17 protein-coding genes are annotated in these 17,547 nt (G+C 39.0%); 7 read left to right on the plus strand and 10 right to left on the minus strand.

The window, feature by feature from the left end; genetic code table 11:
- The first annotated feature begins 8 nt into the window (after window positions 1-8).
- Both AUF14_RS08660 and AUF14_RS08665 read left to right on the plus strand, forming a co-directional pair.
- Entirely contained in the window at window positions 9-1,016 is a 1,008-nt protein-coding gene (locus AUF14_RS08660) for a LacI family DNA-binding transcriptional regulator (RefSeq protein WP_016181546.1), read from the plus strand.
- A gap of 103 nt (window positions 1,017-1,119) precedes the next feature.
- Window positions 1,120-1,896, plus strand: coding sequence for a metallophosphoesterase (locus AUF14_RS08665; protein WP_227656338.1), 777 nt, complete (start codon window positions 1,120-1,122; stop codon window positions 1,894-1,896).
- A 49-nt stretch (window positions 1,897-1,945) separates the two neighbouring features.
- On the opposite strand, the gene AUF14_RS08670 is transcribed toward AUF14_RS08665, so the two are convergent.
- A complete protein-coding gene (locus AUF14_RS08670; protein ID WP_049218919.1) occupies window positions 1,946-2,581 on the minus strand; it encodes a VTT domain-containing protein in 636 nt (211 codons plus the stop codon).
- A gap of 141 nt (window positions 2,582-2,722) precedes the next feature.
- Here AUF14_RS08670 and AUF14_RS08675 point away from each other — a divergent pair, with 141 nt between their 5' ends.
- A complete protein-coding gene (locus tag AUF14_RS08675; RefSeq protein WP_016181543.1) occupies window positions 2,723-3,574 on the plus strand; it encodes a MurR/RpiR family transcriptional regulator in 852 nt (283 codons plus the stop codon).
- A gap of 71 nt (window positions 3,575-3,645) precedes the next feature.
- Here AUF14_RS08675 and AUF14_RS08680 read toward each other — a convergent pair whose 3' ends face one another.
- The 6 genes from AUF14_RS08680 to AUF14_RS08705 all read right to left on the minus strand — a co-directional run bounded on the left by AUF14_RS08680 (window position 3,646) and on the right by AUF14_RS08705 (window position 11,307).
- Window positions 3,646-6,021, minus strand: coding sequence for a homocysteine S-methyltransferase family protein (locus AUF14_RS08680; protein WP_049218921.1), 2,376 nt, complete (start codon window positions 6,019-6,021; stop codon window positions 3,646-3,648).
- A gap of 4 nt (window positions 6,022-6,025) precedes the next feature.
- Window positions 6,026-6,700: a vitamin B12 dependent-methionine synthase activation domain-containing protein gene (locus AUF14_RS08685; RefSeq protein WP_049218923.1), complete on the minus strand. Its 675-nt coding sequence runs from the start codon at window positions 6,698-6,700 to the stop codon at window positions 6,026-6,028.
- Between the two features lie 271 nt (window positions 6,701-6,971).
- A complete protein-coding gene (locus AUF14_RS08690) occupies window positions 6,972-7,289 on the minus strand; it encodes a DUF1905 domain-containing protein (protein WP_049218925.1) in 318 nt (105 codons plus the stop codon).
- Between the two features lie 111 nt (window positions 7,290-7,400).
- Window positions 7,401-9,353: a glucose PTS transporter subunit IIA gene (locus AUF14_RS08695; protein WP_049218927.1), complete on the minus strand. Its 1,953-nt coding sequence runs from the start codon at window positions 9,351-9,353 to the stop codon at window positions 7,401-7,403.
- Window positions 9,354-9,365: 12 nt separating this feature from the next.
- A complete protein-coding gene (gene murQ / locus AUF14_RS08700) occupies window positions 9,366-10,256 on the minus strand; it encodes an N-acetylmuramic acid 6-phosphate etherase (RefSeq protein ID WP_049218929.1) in 891 nt (296 codons plus the stop codon).
- Window positions 10,249-11,307 (minus strand): DUF871 domain-containing protein, encoded by a 1,059-nt coding sequence (locus AUF14_RS08705; RefSeq protein ID WP_049218931.1) that lies wholly within the window; start codon window positions 11,305-11,307, stop codon window positions 10,249-10,251. Before AUF14_RS08705 ends, murQ begins: the two co-directional genes overlap by 8 nt.
- 266 nt (window positions 11,308-11,573) lie before the next feature.
- Between AUF14_RS08705 and AUF14_RS08710 the strand changes: the two genes are divergently transcribed.
- Window positions 11,574-12,515: a 2-dehydropantoate 2-reductase gene (locus AUF14_RS08710; RefSeq protein WP_049218933.1), complete on the plus strand. Its 942-nt coding sequence runs from the start codon at window positions 11,574-11,576 to the stop codon at window positions 12,513-12,515.
- A gap of 39 nt (window positions 12,516-12,554) precedes the next feature.
- On the opposite strand, the gene AUF14_RS08715 is transcribed toward AUF14_RS08710, so the two are convergent.
- Window positions 12,555-12,797 (minus strand): GlsB/YeaQ/YmgE family stress response membrane protein, encoded by a 243-nt coding sequence (locus AUF14_RS08715; protein ID WP_016181535.1) that lies wholly within the window; start codon window positions 12,795-12,797, stop codon window positions 12,555-12,557.
- Between the two features lie 456 nt (window positions 12,798-13,253).
- Here AUF14_RS08715 and AUF14_RS08720 point away from each other — a divergent pair, with 456 nt between their 5' ends.
- Entirely contained in the window at window positions 13,254-14,588 is a 1,335-nt protein-coding gene (locus AUF14_RS08720; protein ID WP_049218935.1) for an amino acid permease, read from the plus strand.
- 164 nt (window positions 14,589-14,752) lie between these two features.
- Window positions 14,753-15,181 carry a DUF6442 family protein gene (locus AUF14_RS08725; protein WP_049218936.1) on the plus strand — a complete coding sequence of 143 codons (429 nt, stop codon included), beginning with the start codon at window positions 14,753-14,755 and terminating at the stop codon, window positions 15,179-15,181.
- 126 nt (window positions 15,182-15,307) lie between these two features.
- Here the strand turns inward: AUF14_RS08725 and AUF14_RS08730 are convergent, their stop codons facing one another.
- Together AUF14_RS08730 and AUF14_RS08735 are read right to left on the minus strand one after the other, a co-directional pair.
- On the minus strand, window positions 15,308-15,961 hold the full coding sequence (locus AUF14_RS08730) for an MIP/aquaporin family protein (RefSeq protein ID WP_390889550.1): 654 nt from the start codon (window positions 15,959-15,961) through the stop codon (window positions 15,308-15,310).
- A gap of 214 nt (window positions 15,962-16,175) precedes the next feature.
- Window positions 16,176-16,577, minus strand: a complete 402-nt coding sequence (locus AUF14_RS08735) for an organic hydroperoxide resistance protein (RefSeq protein ID WP_016181531.1) — start codon at window positions 16,575-16,577, stop codon at window positions 16,176-16,178.
- Between the two features lie 191 nt (window positions 16,578-16,768).
- Between AUF14_RS08735 and AUF14_RS08740 the strand changes: the two genes are divergently transcribed.
- A complete protein-coding gene (locus AUF14_RS08740; protein ID WP_049218940.1) occupies window positions 16,769-17,392 on the plus strand; it encodes a hypothetical protein in 624 nt (207 codons plus the stop codon).
- Window positions 17,393-17,547 lie beyond the last annotated feature (155 nt).

Below are 17,547 nucleotides of genomic sequence, written 5' to 3' on the forward strand. Positions count from 1 at the left end.
AGCGAAATATGACATCTACAGTAAAAGACGTGGCAAAAAAAGCGAATGTCTCTCCTTCTACGGTTTCACGCGTCATTAATGATCACCCTAGTATTTCAGCTGAGACGAAGCAACGAGTTCGTAAGATTATGGATGAAATGGGCTATTTTCCAAATGTAACAGCGCGAAATCTTGGAAAACAGCGGGCAAACTCTTTAGGCGTGATTTTGCCTCCGCTTAATTCCCGTGAACGCTTGGGTAACCCGTTTTATTTAGAATTACTGAATGCCGTTAATGAAACAGCGGCTGATTTCCAAGTAACGACCGCTGTAGCTTCATCGGATAATAGTGAAACACTGCTAGAAAACGTCACCCGGATGCATCGACAAAAACAAGTTGACGGCTTCATTTTAGCCTATTCAGAAAAGGACGATCCAATTGCTGAATATCTCTATCAGAATAAAATACCATTTACTTTGATTGGGCGTCCCCCAAAAAGAGAAGCAGATATTCTGTATGTCGATAATGACAATCAGTTACTTGGCAAGCAAGCAACAGAGCACTTGATCGAAAAAGGCCACAAAAATATTTTATTCGTTTCGAACGTCAATCAAGAAGTGATTTTCTTCGAACGCTACTTTGGCTACCAAGAAGCGATGATGCTGCAAAGTTTGCCCACGCATCCACCGCTAACGATGTTGCAGCCTGAAGATTATACGAGGTTCCCTGAAGTAATTGAAGAAACTGGTGCAACAGCGTTGGTCGTGATCGATGATATTTTTGCGCTGCGGATGATCCAACTGGCAACCTTGCATGGCTATAAAGTGCCTGATGACCTGTCAGTTATCAGCTTCAATAATTCGATTTTTGCAACATTAGTCCATCCTTATTTGACAACAATTGATATCGATATTTCAGATCTCGGTCGATTAGGGACACAAAAACTGATGGAACAAATTGACCAAAAGCAATCTACGGGTGTCCAATTAGTCGTACCACATCATTTAATTCAACGTGAAACAGTCCGTACGATTTAAATAATCATTAAATAAGACCTGTCAAACTTGTGACAGGTCTTTCTTTTGGATATACTGACGAAAAATCAGAAAGAAAGTGGTATTGATGATTCTTTTCCTAATTGTGCTCGCAGTACTCTTTCTGATCTATTGCCGATATTCCACCTATCAATTGGTCGAAAAGCATTTTAAGATCACAAAGCACACAACACTAGATATCAAGGAAGGAAAAAAGACAGGATTGATGATTGCGCAAATCAGCGACAGTCATTTCTCCCCTTTTTATTCTCCAAAACGTTTTGACAAAATCGTCGAAAAACTTAACGCCGCAAAGCCAGATATCGTATTATTCACTGGCGACTTAATTGAAAATTATCGCTATTGGGAAACACGAGATTGTGAAATAATCAGTCAACAATTAACTAAAATCAACGCGCCTAAAGGGAAATTTGCGATTTTAGGCAACCATGATTATCGTTCCAACGGACAAGACGCTGTCAGTGAAATACTGGCTGCCGGCGGCTTCGTTTTGTTAAACAACCAAAGTACGCTGGTAGAGCAAGTAAGTTTGACTGGCATCGATGATGGTCAGGAAGGACAACCTGACTACAATACGCAACCCAAAGATGCGCGTTTTTCAATCCTTATGGTACATGAACCTGATCAAGTCCAGCATTTGTCAGACCTTGATCGTTTTGATTTGATCTTATCGGGACACAGTCACGGTGGACAAATTCGTTTTCCGATCTTGCCGTATAAAAATTTTGGGTCAAAGCTCTATGATCAAGGCATTTATGCTTTAACGTCCCAAACAAGTTTGGTTGTTAATACAGGTTTGGGAACAACAGGCCCTCCTCTACGCTTCAGAGTAATACCCGAAATTTTATATTTCTATTTGTAGAAAAAAGAGTTTGAACGCCTCCTGTATCGGAGAACCTTCAAACTCTTTTTTATGCACGGATTTTTTGTTTGATATACGGAATCATAATTGGCACCAATGAAATAAAAACAATCATTAGCATGATCAATGAAAAATGCTCACTGACAATTGGAATATTCCCTAAGAAATAACCTGCCAAAGTGACCACTGTCCCCCAGACGATAGCTCCAAAAACATTAAAGCTTGAAAAAATGCCCCAATTCATTTTACTTGAACCGGCAATGAACGGGATAAACGTGCGGACAAATGGCATAAAACGTCCCAAGAAAATCGTCCATTTCCCACGCTCGTTAAAGAATTTCTCCGCCTCTTTTACTTTATCCTCTTTGATGAATCGGGAAATAGGGCTATGATACAAAGCTCTGACGCCAATCGTATGGCCAATCCAATAATTCATTGTGTCTCCCAAAATCGCAGCAATCACACAAATCGTAATCACGTATGGGAGATGAAGCACATTTCCACCTAACGCAGTTAAGGCACCTGCTGCAAATAAAAATGAATCACCAGGCAAGAATGGAAAGATCACGACACCTGTTTCAATAAAGACAATTGCAAATAAAATTGGATAAATTCCAACACCATATTGCTGAACCAACGACACCATGTGGGCATCGATATGCAAAATAAAATCAACCAAAGCCATCTAGTAAACTCCTTTAGAAAAGATTCATTTATTATCATACGACTTTTCAAGAAAAAAGAAAGACGGATCTGTCGTTCTATAGAAAAAATAAATTTATTTGGAAAATGGTATAATAGAAAAAAAGTTTAAAAGGAGTCCATTATGAGCGTTCTTTCTCATATGAAAAGCATGCAGAAGGAAATGTCTGCAGCTGAAAAAAAAATCTATCAATTCATTCGTGACAATAGTGAAAAAGCTTCAGGTATGACCGCCAACGAAATTGCGGAAGCCTCTGGAGCAAGCGCACCAACGGTTGTTCGTTTTTCAAAAAAGATGGGCTACAATAGCCTAACGGATTTTAAAATAGAGCTTTCTGCCGAAACAATGCAGGAGCGCAGCAATAATACCTACAGTGATGTCGGTCACGACGAATCATTTCACAGTTTAAAAAACAAATTAGCCAGCAACGCTCGCTTCACCATTGACGAGACAACAGCTTTGTTCAACGAAGAGGTTTTTCTCGAGGCCTGCAAACTATTGGAAGAAAAAGAATTTTGTTATGTTTTAGGAATTGGCGCCTCTAGTTTAGCAGCAACTGACATTGTTCAAAAATGGAGCCGTTTAGGGAAGAATGTTATTAGCGAACAAGATTACAACACCATTTTGCCGCAGCTAGTCCTGCATCAAAAAGAAGCGGTCATTTGGCTAGTCTCAAATTCTGGATTGACCTCCGAACTGATCGCTTTAGCGGAAACAGCCAAAGACTTAGGTATCCCAATCATTACCCTGACCCAATTCGGACAAAATCCATTGGCCAAGCTTTCAAACGTTTGTCTTCAAACTTCACGTCCGACCGAAGCAACTTACCGTAGCGCCGCAACAGATTCGATCTTGGCTCAGTTCATTACGATTGATTTATTGTTCTATGTCTATATCAGCCGCAACAAAGAAAATGCTGAAAAAATTTATTCGACACGAGCGGTCGTCCAAGAATATCGAAAAAAATATTTTTAGCCGCAGGAAGTCATTATAAAATAGAAAAGCCGAGTAAAATGTCTAGAAATCATCCATTTTACTCGGCTGTTTTATTTTTTGTCTTGGAAGAATTCTTGCGCAATCGTGACACTATTTAAAGCATCTTTAGCGTAATAATCTGCACCAACAAATTCTCGGTATTCTTCATTTAGCACCGCTCCGCCCACCATGAATTTTGTATCTAAACCTGCTTCTCTAGCGGCTTGAATCGTGCTCTTCATGTTTTGGACCGTCGTTGTCATCAAAGCACTTAAGCCAGCCAACTGAATCTTTTCTTCTTTGAGTGTCTCAACCACCATAGAAATCGGTACATCTTTTCCTAAATCAATTACCTCAAAGCCATAATTTTCCAACACCATCTTCACAATATTTTTACCAATATCATGAATATCCCCCTGTACAGTCGCTAACAGAATTCTTCCTTTATATTCTGTTTCCTGTCCGTTAGCCTCAAAATACTGCTTTAATACTTCTTGTGACCGCTGAACCGCTTCAGCTGATTGCATCAGTTGAGGCAAAAACAGGAGACCTTTTTCAAATTTTGAACCTACCTCATCTAACGCAGGAATGAAATAATCATTAACGATTTCCAGAGGGGTTTTCGTTTCTAATAAGCGTTTTGTTAAAGTTGGCGTTTCATCCTTTTGCCCTTTTAGAATCAACGTTTTCAAGTCATCAGTATTTTTTTGATCGCTCGTAACCAGAGAAGCTGTCTGATCTATTACTTGTTGGTTATTAGCAATATACTCCATCGCATCCTGATCTTGGTTATTAATGACTTTTAATGCCTGCACCACTTGCATCAGAATATCTGAGAGGGGATTAACAATCGGCGCATTAAGTCCAGCCCCCACGGCTGCCGCCAAAAACACCCCATTCAGACTTTCCCGATTCGGCAGACCAAAAGAAACATTGCTTAACCCAGCAACAGTCAATACACCCAATTTTTCCCGAACCAGCTTGATTGTATCTAAGGTCACCTGTACCTGTTCTTGTTGAGCGGATGCCGTTAGCACTAACGGATCAATCATGACATCTTCTTTGGCAATCCCATAACTAGCAGCAGTTTCAACAATTTTTTCAGCTACTGCCAACCGTTTTTCAGCCGTATCAGGAATCCCCGTTTCGTCTAACGCTAACCCTAAAACCACTGCTCCATATTTTTTAGCAATCGGGAATATTTCCCGCATACTTTCTTCTTTTCCGTTTACTGAATTGATCAATGGTCTACCATTATAGTAACGAGCTCCGGCCTCAATCGCTGTGATACTGGAGCTGTCAATTTGTAAAGGAGCTGTGACAATTCCTTGCAGCTCTTGAACAACTTTTTGCATCATCTCAGCTTCATCAATTTCCGGCAAACCGACATTGATATCCAAAATATCCGCTCCAGCCTCAATTTGCTTCAAGCCTTCCTTCAAAATATAGCTTATATCTTTTTTCCTCAGCGCTTCTTTCAGACGTTTTTTCCCAGTAGGATTGATTCGTTCGCCAATTAAATGCAATCCTTCATTTAAAACAATCGTTTGACTCCCAGAGGTAACGGCCGTAACTTTTTGCGGAGTCAAAGCAACCGGAGGGATCTCATCAATCAGTTGGCGAATTTTCTGAATAAACTCCGGATTTGTTCCGCAGCAACCGCCTACGATGCGAACACCGCTTTTGAGCATTTTCTCAATAGCTAAACCATAATCGTCCACCGTCAACGGATAAAAGGTTTGACCATCTTTCATTTCTGGCAAGCCAGCATTTGCTTGAACCATCACTGGTATGTTGGCATAGGTTAAGATTTCATCCACGATTGGCAATAGTTCATTTGGACCTAAAGAACAGTTTACTCCAACCGCATCAATCCCTAATGACTGCAAGGTCAAAACCGCTGTTAAGGGGTCTGTACCGACAAAAGTTCGACCATCTTCCTGAAATGTCATCGTGCAAAAAATCGGCAATGAGGTATTTTCTTTGATTGCTAAAATTGCCGCCTTTGTCTCCAATAAATCCGACATTGTCTCAATTACTACTAGATCAGCTCCGGCCTTTTCTGCCAACACAGCCTGTTCTCGAAACATTTCATACGCTTGGTCAAAACTTAAAGTTCCCATGGGTGCCATCAATTGGCCTATGGGGCCCATATCATAAGCAACGTATTTCGGCTGAGCCGCTCTTGCTAGGTTGATCGCCGCTTCGATGATCTCTGGCAACTCTGTTTGTTTCAATTTTACTTGATTCGCTTGAAATGTATTGGCGGTAATAACATCCGCTCCGGCTGCCACGTATTCTTGGTGAATCTGCGTAATCGTTTCAGGATGGCTCAAATTGAAATATTCAGGCTCCATTCCCACTGGCAGACCCATTTTTTGCAGCATGGTTCCCATCGCACCATCAAAAAGCAATCTGTTTTCAGTCAAATCTTCGATAATTGTCATTTTTTCACCTTCGATATTCACAATTTTTATTCATTGAACAATCGCCGCAAGCAATTTTTTTTCGTCGCGGACGAGCTAATTTTCCATCAGTAAACAGACCAATGATTGCAGTAACTGATTTGCGAGGAATCATCAAGAAGCTGTCGCTCAAATTGATGCCTACACGTTTTGTCGCATCTGTAACCGCTAAAAATTTCGCTTGTGTCTCGATTGATAGATCTCCATAGCCGGGACTAAACCGACGATTTAAAACTAAGTGCTCATTAATCACTTCTTTTTCAATTTCACACTCTGCTAAATCACAAATTTTTTCAATGTATTCCACACAACAGGCATCTAAAATTAAGGCCTTGCTCATATCTGTCAATTCATATTTACGAATTTGCCGTTCCACTTCAATTCCTAAAGTTGCCGCCAATAAGGCCACCTTATTAGCATTCTTCAGATGATTGTATATGGCTTTACCTTCTAAAATCAAGTCCGTTCCCACTACTTGAATGCTTTTTTCTGTTTCATTGCTACGACAAGGAAAAATTAGAAACGTATAGCGAGGAACAGCAACATGTTTGATTTCCTCCATTAATTGTAGAATTTGAACATCCATTTCAGTGGTTAATTCTTGCTTGCTTCGATAACCGAGATAACGCAATATTTCTTTTTTATCCAAAACTATCTCCATCGTATAAATACTCCTTGTTTTACTACAATTCCACCGAACATCGCTTCAAGTTAAGATGAGTCCTAGCTGAGCTATTTTTCTCACTTTCTCTTAACCAGCTGTTCACATTTCTTTAAAATTCTTATTCTAGAGAATAGCACAAAAAACACCGAATGAGTATCACTAATTGTGAAAAAATTCATAATATCCTAAAAGTATGTTGTTTAAAATTCATGTGACTACTTAAGGATAAAAATAAAGAGGAAGAAATCATATTCTTCCTCGCTTTTGTTTAGATATTTATCATAATCACAATATTTACGACCTGATCTTTTACGATCTGTTCTTTTTTTCTGATCTCTGCCTTGATTGGAAGTAAATAAGTTCCTTGTTTGGTATCAAACCAGATAGCCGTTCGCCATTCACTTTTTCCGATTTGAGCTATCACTTTCATGCGTCCCCAGCCCTCCTCTAACTCCTTGAACAGCTTTCTAATCTCAAAGGAAAGTTTCTTTGGGAGTAAAACTAGCATCCAGCCAGGCATCTCTGGTGAAGAAGAATGATGACAGACCTTTGCTGAAAATTGATAGTTAATCCCTGGTTCCTTCATAGGCGAAACACCCCTTCTTCGTCTTTGAGAAAAGTGTAGCATAACTAATGCGACAACCGGTGTCAGTTTTCTACAAAAAAGCGATGCCGAAACAGCATCGCTTTTTTATGACTATATTGTTGTTGCTTTAAAAACTTCTTCTGAGGCATGGACAGCACCAGTTTTTTCTAAGACATGGGTTGCAACATCATTCATATTTGTAATCAATACCATCATTGATGTACCTTTTCCAGCTTGTTTGATTTCAGCCAAATCAACAGAAGCGATCTGTGTTTCAGGCGTAACTGTTTGCCCCTCTTTTGTCAACACTTCAAATGGTTTTCCATCTAATTCAACCGTATTGATGCCCATGTGTAGCAAGACCTCTAATCCGCTGTCTGTCGTGATACCGATTGCGTGTTTTGTTGGGAAAATTGTTGAAACTTTTCCGGCAACAGGCGAGAAGATCGCACCATCCGTTGGCTCAACAAAATAGCCTTCTCCCATCATTTTTTGAGCAAAAACAGGATCTGCCGCCTCTTCTAATGGATGTACCGAACCTTGTGCTACTGCTGTAAAAATGTTTGTAGTATGAGCAACTACAGGTGTATCAGCTAATTCATTTGCTTCAACAACTGTTGTTTCTGCTAGCTTTTGCTCAGCCAGCTTATCTTTAGGAATACCGAAGAAATAAGTTGCTACGAAACCACCAGCATAAGCCGCTAACAAACCTAGAACATACCCCCACCAGCGACCATTCGCGATCAATGGGATCAACGCGACACCCGAAGGTCCGATTGCAATTGCACCGATTCCTCCAAGCGCCCCTAAGACACCACCACCAATTCCTCCACCGATACAAGCAGTAATGAAGGGACGCCCTAACGGCAACGTTACCCCATAAATTAATGGTTCTCCAATACCTAAAATCCCAACGGGTAAAGCACCCTTGATCATTTCAGTTAATTCTTTGTCCTTGCGTAGTTTCATCCACAGAGCAAAAGCTGCACCGACTTGTCCTGCCCCAGCCATAGCTAAGATCGGTAACAATAATGTTTTACCAGTTTCACCGATCATTTGAATATGGATCGGCGTAAGAATCTGATGCAAGCCAAACATAACCATTGGCAAGAACAATGCACCTAAGACAAAACCAGAAAATGCTCCACCGACTGATAGCACCCAGTTGATTCCGCCTACCATACCATTAGAAATGAATCCTGCTAAAGGCATGATCAAGAAAATTTCTAATAGACCGATCACGAGTAAGGAAAGCATTGGCGTTATGATAATATCCACCGCATCAGGAATAATTTTGTGCAATTGCTTCTCAACAATCGATAACAACCAAACGGCAAAGATTACACCGATAATTCCACCTTGTCCAGCGGCTAAAGCATCACCTGTAAACAAGTTCTTGATCGGCGCTTCAGGATTCATCCCTGTTAACAATACGACAGCTCCGATAACTCCACCCAGTGTCGGGTTCGCACCGAAGACTTGTGCAGAATTTACACCTGTGAAAATAACTAGATAAGTAAACATTCCGTTTTTCAGTATGTTCATGACATCAATAATTTGTTGCCAATTCGCTGCATCAATAGTTCCGGCAGTTACTAAGTTCGTCAAAATCGCTGCAATCCCTGCAACTAAACCTGACCCCACAAACGCTGGAATCATCGGAACGAAAATGTTAGAAATATCTTTTAAAACTGCTTTGAAGGGAGAGTTCTTTTGCTTGGCTTTTTGTGCCGCCTTCATTTCTGCTGCCTTTGCATTGACTTTATCTTTACCAGAGCCTTGAGGGATTTCCTCACCAAGTCCGACACCGGCCATATCGACCATTTCTTTTGCGACCTTATTGACTTTTCCTGGACCGATGATGACTTGTAACTGCTCATCATCAACCACACCTAAGACACCTGGAATATTCTTCAATTTAGCCTGATCGACCTTACTATCATCACGAACGCTCATCCGCACGCGAGTCATGCAATGAACGACACTTTGGACATTCTCCATTCCGCCTGCACCAGCATATATTTTTTTAGCAATTTGGTTCAAGGTTAATTCATCTTTCGCCATTGTTCTTCCCTCCTAAATTGTCTTTTTAACAAATCCGTCAGCTCGGATTAGTTTCTCAGCGGCTTCTTCTTTAGAACTATCTGTCAAAATCATCACGATCGCTAATTTTACATTTTGTTCGGCTTCTGCAAAATAATGTGCTGCCGTTTCATAGTCAGCCTCCGTTGCTTGCATGATAATCCGTTTTGAACGTTCGACTAATTTTTCATTAGTTGGCTTCACGTCTACCATTAAGTTGTTATAGACCTTACCAATTCCAATCATGCTAATGGTTGAAATCATGTTCAAGATTAATTTTTGTGCTGTTCCTGATTTCAAACGAGTAGAGCCTGTTAAGAACTCTGGTCCGCAATCGACCTCAATTGGCAGATCCGCATGTTTACTGATCTCAGCACCTTTATTACAGGAAATTGTTCCAGTGGCAGCTCCGATTGAACGAGCATAATCTAATCCGCCGATGACATAAGGTGTCCGGCCGCTGGCAGCGATTCCGATAATCATGTCATTTTCAGTCAAATGCAAATCTTTTAAATCCTGTGCACCTAAGTCTGCGTCGTCTTCTGCTCCTTCAACAGCTACTGTCATAGCCTGTTCCCCACCTGCGATCAAGCCAACGACCATTTCTGCCTCAACACCGAAAGTTGGTACACATTCTGCCGCATCCAAAACGCCTAAACGTCCGCTGGTTCCTGCGCCCATGTAAATTAAACGGCCATCCTTTTTGAAGGCGGTGATTGTTGCTTCAATTACTTTTTCAATTTGTGGTAATTGTTCTGCTACTGCATCTGGTACATTATGATCTTCCTGATTCATCAATTGCACGGCTTCTGCCACACTCATTTCATCTAAACCAAAAGTTGTTTCATTACGTCGTTCTGTTGTTAAGTTTTCTAAATTAATCATTCTTTTCCACACTCTCTATATAAAATTTCTGTCCTGCTTTAATATGATTGATTAAAGCCTGATCCTCAGCGATCACCTGTCCTACAACGTTTACTTTCTCATCGGCAGGCAGTGCTCGCTTCACAATTTGAATTTCCCCCATGTAGCGCAAATACTTAGCATTATCAATCGTTACAGCACCAACATCCCGTTTCCTAACCGATAGCGGCTCGACATTCGGGATTTTTTTGAATCGAGCTTCAGCACTGCGAATGACATCTCGTGCTTCATCTTGACGATTGATGTGTGCACCTAAAACATACTTAATTTGGTTATCAAATGCTTTCACTCTTAGTTTTAGCGTTTCTTCTTTTATATAGAAAGAAAATTGACTTAAGACTGCTCTTGATAAACCACTGTCACCGATATAAACCTTATCAGTATCGTTGGACAAATCTAAAGCTGCCGCTATAGGATGCATTCCGCGATGCTCTTCCAGAGTTGGGAGTCCTCGATATAATGGACCGCGCAGCCTTTCATCACCTGGAACAAACCCTTGAATTGTAAATCCATGAGCCTTCAACCATTGGTTTTTCTCGTGATACCAATCCTTATCTAAAGCGGTTTCAGGTCTTGGATAATAGTTGTGCCAAGCTTCTAGATGATTAAAGTCTGCATTTGCTTCACGTAATTCTTGGATATCTATCTCAGTAATCGTCGAAGCATTCAATGCAATGGTCATTTCTTGAGACAATTCAGCAATCTGTTGATTACTAATGTGATAATCCATTCGTAATCCTGTCACACCAATTTCTTTAAGCTCTCTCAAATGCTTAAAGGAAAAACCTGCGCGATCCAACGCTTCACCAGAGATATCAACCATCAACTCTAATTGATAGGTTTTGGCGATAGATCCTAAATCAGTCAAGCGCTTACGGTATTGCGATGCATCATCTTCCGGGATATGCAAGGACGTGAAAATACCAGAAAAACCGTATTCTGCCATTTCCTTTATATACTGTGTTGTATCCCTTGTTAATCCTTCATTTAAGAAAATTGAAAATCCAAACATCAGCTTCCTCCTTTTGGCTAGGAAAATATCTGTTTCTTAAGTTGTCTTACAGTCTTGTTTTACAGGAGATTCTAAAATCATCACTCCCTGTGAAAACCATTTCAACTTTATGAAGTGATTATAAACGCTAACAATATAAAATGCAACACTATTTCACAATTAATTTTATATTGATGAAATATCATTTCGTAATTGAGCGCCTAATCCGTCTTTTTACGACTTTTTATGTATACTAGTCAATGGAACTTGAAAGGGGAATTATAGATATGAAAATCGCAATTGCTGGAGCAGGTGCTATGGGGAGTCGCATCGGATTGATGCTTCATCAAGCTGGCAATGAGGTCATTTTAATTGATCGCTGGCCGGATCATATTAACGCTATACGTGAAAAAGGATTGATCGGAGAATTTGAAGATCATGAGGTAATTGCTCATCTGCCGATTTATTCACCCGAAGAAATCGTAGAGGATCATGCCAATGTTGATTTAGTCGTTGCTTTAACCAAATCGATGCAGCTTGAAGCAATGTTTCAGGATATACAGCCAATCATCGGTAAAAGCACGTTCGTCTTTTGCCTATTAAATGGTTTGGGACATGAAGAAACTCTGTCAAAATTCGTGCCAAAAGAAAATATTATTTTCGGTACAACCACTTGGACAGCTGGTCTAGCCGGTCCTGGTCATGCAAAACTTGTCGGAACAGGTAGTATCGAAATGGAAAATTTAGATCCGAAAGGAAAGGCTTTTACTTTGAAGGTCTTGGAAGTTTTTCAAAAAGCAAAACTAAATCCCATCTATAGTAATAATGTGCGCTATTCTATTTGGAAAAAGGCTTGTATCAATGGTACTCTGAATGGATTATGTACAATTTTAGATTGTAATATCTCTGAGTTTGGTTCACTAAGTGTAGCTAGGAATTTCATTGAAACAATTGTCGGTGAGTTTGCTGCAGTTGCTAAAGCTGAAGGAATTGAACTAAATCAAGCACAAGTCATTCAAGCGATCGAAGCCACTTATGATGTCAAAACACAAGGATTGCATTTTCCATCAATGTATCAGGACTTGATTCGCAATCATCGGAAAACAGAGATTGACTATATCAATGGTGCCGTTTGGCAAAAAGGCAAGAACTATCAAATCGATACACCCTACTGTGCCTTTTTGACTCAACTGATCCATGCCAAAGAAGAATTGTTGAATGCAAAATAAAAAAGCGCCTTTGCGCTTTTTTATTTTGAGTCCATATTTCTATTTTCTTCCAATAAAGAATGAAACCACTGCAACAACAATCACAGCACCAATAATAGAAGGAACCAGTGCCATACCTGCTAAGCTAGGGCCCCATGAGCCAAGTAAGGCTTGACCAATTGCAGAACCTACTAAACCGGCAACAATATTAGCGATCCATCCCATTGAACCACCTTTTTTAGTAATTGCTCCAGCGATTACACCGATCAATGCGCCAATAATTAATGTCCATAACCAACTCATTCTTCTCTCCCTCTTTCTATATAAAATAATTACTCTATTATGTTACAAATAAGATTCCTTTTTTCCTATTATCTTGCTTGAAAATCAATAGTTTACTTTTATTAAACACTATAAAAAAACTATAGAATCAGCATTTATGGCTATTTCGTTACTAATTTCATAAATTTCCTAAGCTGAGAAAAAATTGAAAGGAAAAACAGTAAAGTATTAGAAAATGAAGATTTTCAACTGATTTAATTAACGAAAAAAGTTTTAACCGCTTATTTGATCAAATTTCGTTTAATTTAGTTTATAAAATAACTAACACTAGCCATTTATAGCTGCTAAATGAAAATAAAATGAAATATTTTTCATGAAAGTAGAATTGTCAGAATATTTTGGTATTATAGTCAAATAATTATCAGAATATTTCAAATCTACAAACTATTCTATCTATTATTGAAACGAGGCATTCTAATGGAAAATAAATTACAAAAACAAATGACCTCTCGTCACATCATGATGTTGGCGTTAGGCGGCGCGATTGGCGCAGGATTATTCAAAGGCAGCGGAGAGGCGATCGGAATTGCTGGTCCTTCCGTAATCCTGGCCTTTCTACTAGGCGGTTTAGTTCTCTTTATCGTTATGAATGGACTGGGACGTTTAGTCTTGGACAGCGACAATGTTCAAGGTTTGTCAGGAATCATCAAACCTTTCCTTGGCGAAAGGACCGCTGATTTTATTGATTGGTTGTACTGGTCCTTATGGATGGTCAATATTATCGCTGAAGCAGTTGCGGCAGCAAGCTTTATGCAACTGTGGTTTCCACACGTTCCCTCTTGGGTATTTGTGCTAATCCTAGCTCTGCTGACTACGTTAATCAATTTGTACTCTGTTCGACTATTTGCAGAAACAGAGTATTGGTTAGCTTTCATCAAAATTGCTGTTATTATAATTTTGATCGTTTTTAGCGCTTATTTAGTCGGACGTGAGATTTTTGATATTGGTTTTGTCGATACGATATCTCGCATGAACAGTCACGGTGGCTTCACACCTCATGGATTAAACGGTCTTGTCAATTCTCTTCTCGTCGTAATTTATTCTTATGGCGGTTCTGAATTGATCGCAATTACTGTTAGTGAAACAGAGAATCCTAAAACAGCAATTCCTAAAGCCATCAAAGGTGTAATGGGAAGAATTATCTCTTTTTATATTGTGCCGATGGTCTTGCTTTTGATTATCTATCGTTGGGATACTTTGGCGTCAACTACTGCTAGCCCATTCGTGATGGTCTTTCAAAAAATGCATATTCCGTTTGCTACTGACATTGTAAACTTCGTAATTGTGTTAGCTCTATTTTCTTCGATCAACTCAGGTGTCTACGCTTCTTCTAGAACGCTATACTTCCGAGTGAAAGAAAATACCGGGTTTACTTCAAAGTTAGCTGTTTTGAATAAGCATCAAGTACCTCAACGTGCCGTTTTATTCTGTACAGGTACTCTTTACCTTGGAGTCATCTTGTCCTATTTTCTAGGAAATAAATTGTTTAATTATTTGGTGGGTTCATTATCGTATTCCGTTTTATTAACTTGGTTATTAATCAGTGTGGCAGCCTTTGTATTGGCCTTAAAAAAAGGGACGAAAGCCGAGAAATTCTTTAGTGGATTAGTAATCCTCGTTTTGGGATTAATCTTCGTTGGCATTCTGATGAATAATCCAATTGGAGTAACAATTTTTACCGCATGTATCTACTTAGTCATTCTTTTCAGCTATCGTAAAAAACAGTCAGCTACAGTTTCTGAACACATCTAAAACTTGTCGTATCGATCTATTCTGGATCGATGCGACTTTTATTTTACACGTTATGGAAAGCATGCTTTACATAAACAACATTATGCTTTATACTATAAATGTAAAGTAAACTTTCCTTAATCAAATACTTTATAGATTATTCCTTTACGGGAGGAGGAAGAATAATGAAGAAGACAAAAGAACTATTGATCACTCTAGTAGGTGTGGTGTTGATCGGTGTAGGTTTCTACTTAATAAAAACAGTTGATAATTCTCAAGGTATTATGAAAACTTTACCTTATCTTTGCATCGGATTAGGATGCGGTTTATTTGGAAATGGAATCGGAGACTTCGTCAGTAAAAAAACAATCGAAAAAAATCCCAAACTAGCTAAGCAAGTTGAAATCGACACGAAAGATGAACGAAACGTAATGATCGGGAATATGGCCAAAGCAAAAGGTTTCGATATTATGTTGTATATTTACTCTGCGTTATTATTAACCTTCGCTTTAATGGGCATCTCCTTTAACGTCATAATTCCGATGGTTATCGCCTACCTTTTCGTTATTGGGTACTATCTATATCACCTCACAAAAATTCAAAAAACGCTTTGATTCACTTAAATGCAAAAAACGAGCAGGATACTGAGTTCCGCTCTTTTTTCTATTGGAATGAAATTTCTTTTTTATTGATTTACATATACAAAAAAGACGACCTTCATGATCGCCTTCAATAAAAAATTATTTTTCTTCACTGCCCATGAATTTCGCAACAAATGCAGCAATCACAGCTCCTAATGTTGGTGCTAGTAAGTATACCCAATAGTGTGATAAAGCACTGCCGCCAGCAAAAATAGCTGGTCCTAAACTACGAGCAGCATTCAATGACCCACCAGTTAAATTTAAAGCAACGATAATCAAGAATGCTAACGTGATACCGATGGCTAACGGAGCCATTTGAGCATTGCCGTATTTTTCACTCGTAACCATTAAGATTACGAATACGAATAGGAAAGTGATTAATGTTTCTACACCAAATGCTTGAGCAGCACTGATGTTAGGAAAATCCGTTTGACCAAAGCCGTCGCTAGGTAATTTTAGCGCATGAACATAAATAGATAAAATTGCTGAAGCTACAATCGAACCTAATGCTTGGGCGATGATATAAAAAATCCCATCCTTCACTTCTAGACGTTTGTTGATCATCATTGCAATAGATACACCGGGATTGAAGTTTCCTCCTGAAATACCCCCCACAGCATACGCCATAATCGTGATCGCCAAACCAAAAGCTAAACCAATCGTCAGCGTGTCACCTTTAGCAACAACGACTGTACCAGTTCCTAGAAAAACTAGCATAAAGGTACCTAGAAATTCTGCTAAGTATTTCTTCATTTTCATAACACATCCTTTACAAAATCATTGAGATTCAAGTTTAGTTAATTCCCAATTTTTTGTAAAGTGATAAGAATAGCCTCTTATTTTTTTCTCTTTTTTGCTAATTAACTGAAATTTTTTTTAGATAAAAAGCGTTATTTCATTAATTTTCACAATACAATGAAAGTCAATGAAAATAGAAAATCCCTCGAAAATTCGAGGGATGCAATTGCTAGACCAATTCAACTTCTACATCGATGTTTCCACGCGTTGCTTTTGAATAGGGACAAAATTCGTGTGCTTCTTCAATAATTTTTTGAGCTTCTTCTTTTTCTACTCCAGGTAATGAAGTTTCCAAAATCACTCCGATTTGATAACCGCCGTCATCTAGTTGATACAAGGATACACGTGCCTTGACTTCTGCATCTGACTCAAGATTGTGTTCCTTCAACATATGATGAACTGCACCGTTGAAACAAGAAGCGTAACCCGCCGCAAAAAGTTGCTCAGGGTTTGTTCCTTCTGCGTGAATAGAAGGTGGCTCAATCTTCATTTTCATACTACCGTTTGGCGCTTGAACATCGCCAGTACGCCCGCCGTGGTTAATCATTGCTGTTTCATACATTTTTTTCAAAAAGCATCAGTCCTTTTCTTCTTCTTGATTAATAGTCTACGCGTTATTACTTGATGATACAAAGATATTGCTCAAAACTTGAATGTTTTAATTCAACAAAGATGCATTTTTGGTAAAAATGACAAATTATTTGTAAACGATTACAATAAAATTGTTTAGTGCTATAATTTATTACGAAGGGAGGTTTGTCTTTGAAAAAGTTTTTTTCGATTTGTCTCGTTACATCGTTCTTGCTTGTTGGGTGCAATCGTGGTCCATCACAGGAATCTAATAAAAGTTCTACCAGTGAAGCGAGTACAACAGAAAGCTCAGAACGTAGTAAAGGCTCATCGAGCTTCACATATTCAGCAGCATCCTTGTCCGGTAGTTCAAGTAGCCAGTTATTTTCTTCTGAATCCACATCTACTAAACAGTCTGAGGTGGATACCGTTACTGCTGATGAATTCGGTGGGTATGCGACCTTCTATTTTAATGGTATCAATGTACCTGATTCAATAAATATTAACACGAACACAAACCAAATCACTTTCAATGCTGATACCAATAATGAGACCGTTTATAATTTTAGGATGCAAGATGTCCCAGTAAAATCAATCCGAATATTTTCAGCAGAGACAAATGAAATTCGAACAGTTAAGGTGAGTACCATGCTTTCGATTGGTATTCAGATATCTGGTGCAACAAATAGAAACAATCAATCTGGAAATCTATACTTATTCCATAATAAACATGGCAGACTTTCTTTAGCTACACCGAATTATGCTGGAAACGTCCCAGCAGACCAATCAGATGTTATGCTAGAAGTTCTACAATAAAATACATTTATTATTGTTAGCCGAGCATTTCAATAGCTCGGCTTTTTTAGCCTCACTGTTAAAAGCATCATTTAATTCGTATTTTTTAAACTTCCTCTCACATATAAAACAAGGTTCTCTCATTCCGTGATAGAAGCAAAAAAATATGTTCATTT

The sequence above is a fragment of the Enterococcus avium genome (assembly GCF_002891025.1).
GTDB lineage: Bacteria > Bacillota > Bacilli > Lactobacillales > Enterococcaceae > Enterococcus_A > Enterococcus_A avium.

Bases quoted from the DNA above. Each gene is read 5' to 3' on its own strand.
- AUF14_RS08685 (WP_049218923.1), bottom strand. From the start codon at position 6,700: ATGGAGATAGTTTTGGATAAAAAAGAAATATTGCGTTATCTCGGTTAT.
- AUF14_RS08695 (WP_049218927.1), bottom strand. From the start codon at position 9,353: ATGGCGAAAGATGAATTAACCTTGAACCAAATTGCTAAAAAAATATAT.
- AUF14_RS08670 (WP_049218919.1), bottom strand. From the start codon at position 2,581: ATGGCTTTGGTTGATTTTATTTTGCATATCGATGCCCACATGGTGTCG.
- AUF14_RS08680 (WP_049218921.1), bottom strand. From the start codon at position 6,021: ATGACAATTATCGAAGATTTGACTGAAAACAGATTGCTTTTTGATGGT.
- AUF14_RS08715 (WP_016181535.1), bottom strand. From the start codon at position 12,797: ATGAGTTGGTTATGGACATTAATTATTGGCGCATTGATCGGTGTAATC.
- AUF14_RS08730 (WP_390889550.1), bottom strand. From the start codon at position 15,961: ATGAAGAAATACTTAGCAGAATTTCTAGGTACCTTTATGCTAGTTTTT.
- AUF14_RS08660 (WP_016181546.1), top strand. From the start codon at position 9: ATGACATCTACAGTAAAAGACGTGGCAAAAAAAGCGAATGTCTCTCCT.
- AUF14_RS08710 (WP_049218933.1), top strand. From the start codon at position 11,574: ATGAAAATCGCAATTGCTGGAGCAGGTGCTATGGGGAGTCGCATCGGA.
- AUF14_RS08705 (WP_049218931.1), bottom strand. From the start codon at position 11,307: ATGTTTGGATTTTCAATTTTCTTAAATGAAGGATTAACAAGGGATACA.
- murQ (WP_049218929.1), bottom strand. From the start codon at position 10,256: ATGATTAATTTAGAAAACTTAACAACAGAACGACGTAATGAAACAACT.
- AUF14_RS08675 (WP_016181543.1), top strand. From the start codon at position 2,723: ATGAGCGTTCTTTCTCATATGAAAAGCATGCAGAAGGAAATGTCTGCA.
- AUF14_RS08720 (WP_049218935.1), top strand. From the start codon at position 13,254: ATGGAAAATAAATTACAAAAACAAATGACCTCTCGTCACATCATGATG.
- AUF14_RS08690 (WP_049218925.1), bottom strand. From the start codon at position 7,289: ATGAAGGAACCAGGGATTAACTATCAATTTTCAGCAAAGGTCTGTCAT.
- AUF14_RS08725 (WP_049218936.1), top strand. From the start codon at position 14,753: ATGAAGAAGACAAAAGAACTATTGATCACTCTAGTAGGTGTGGTGTTG.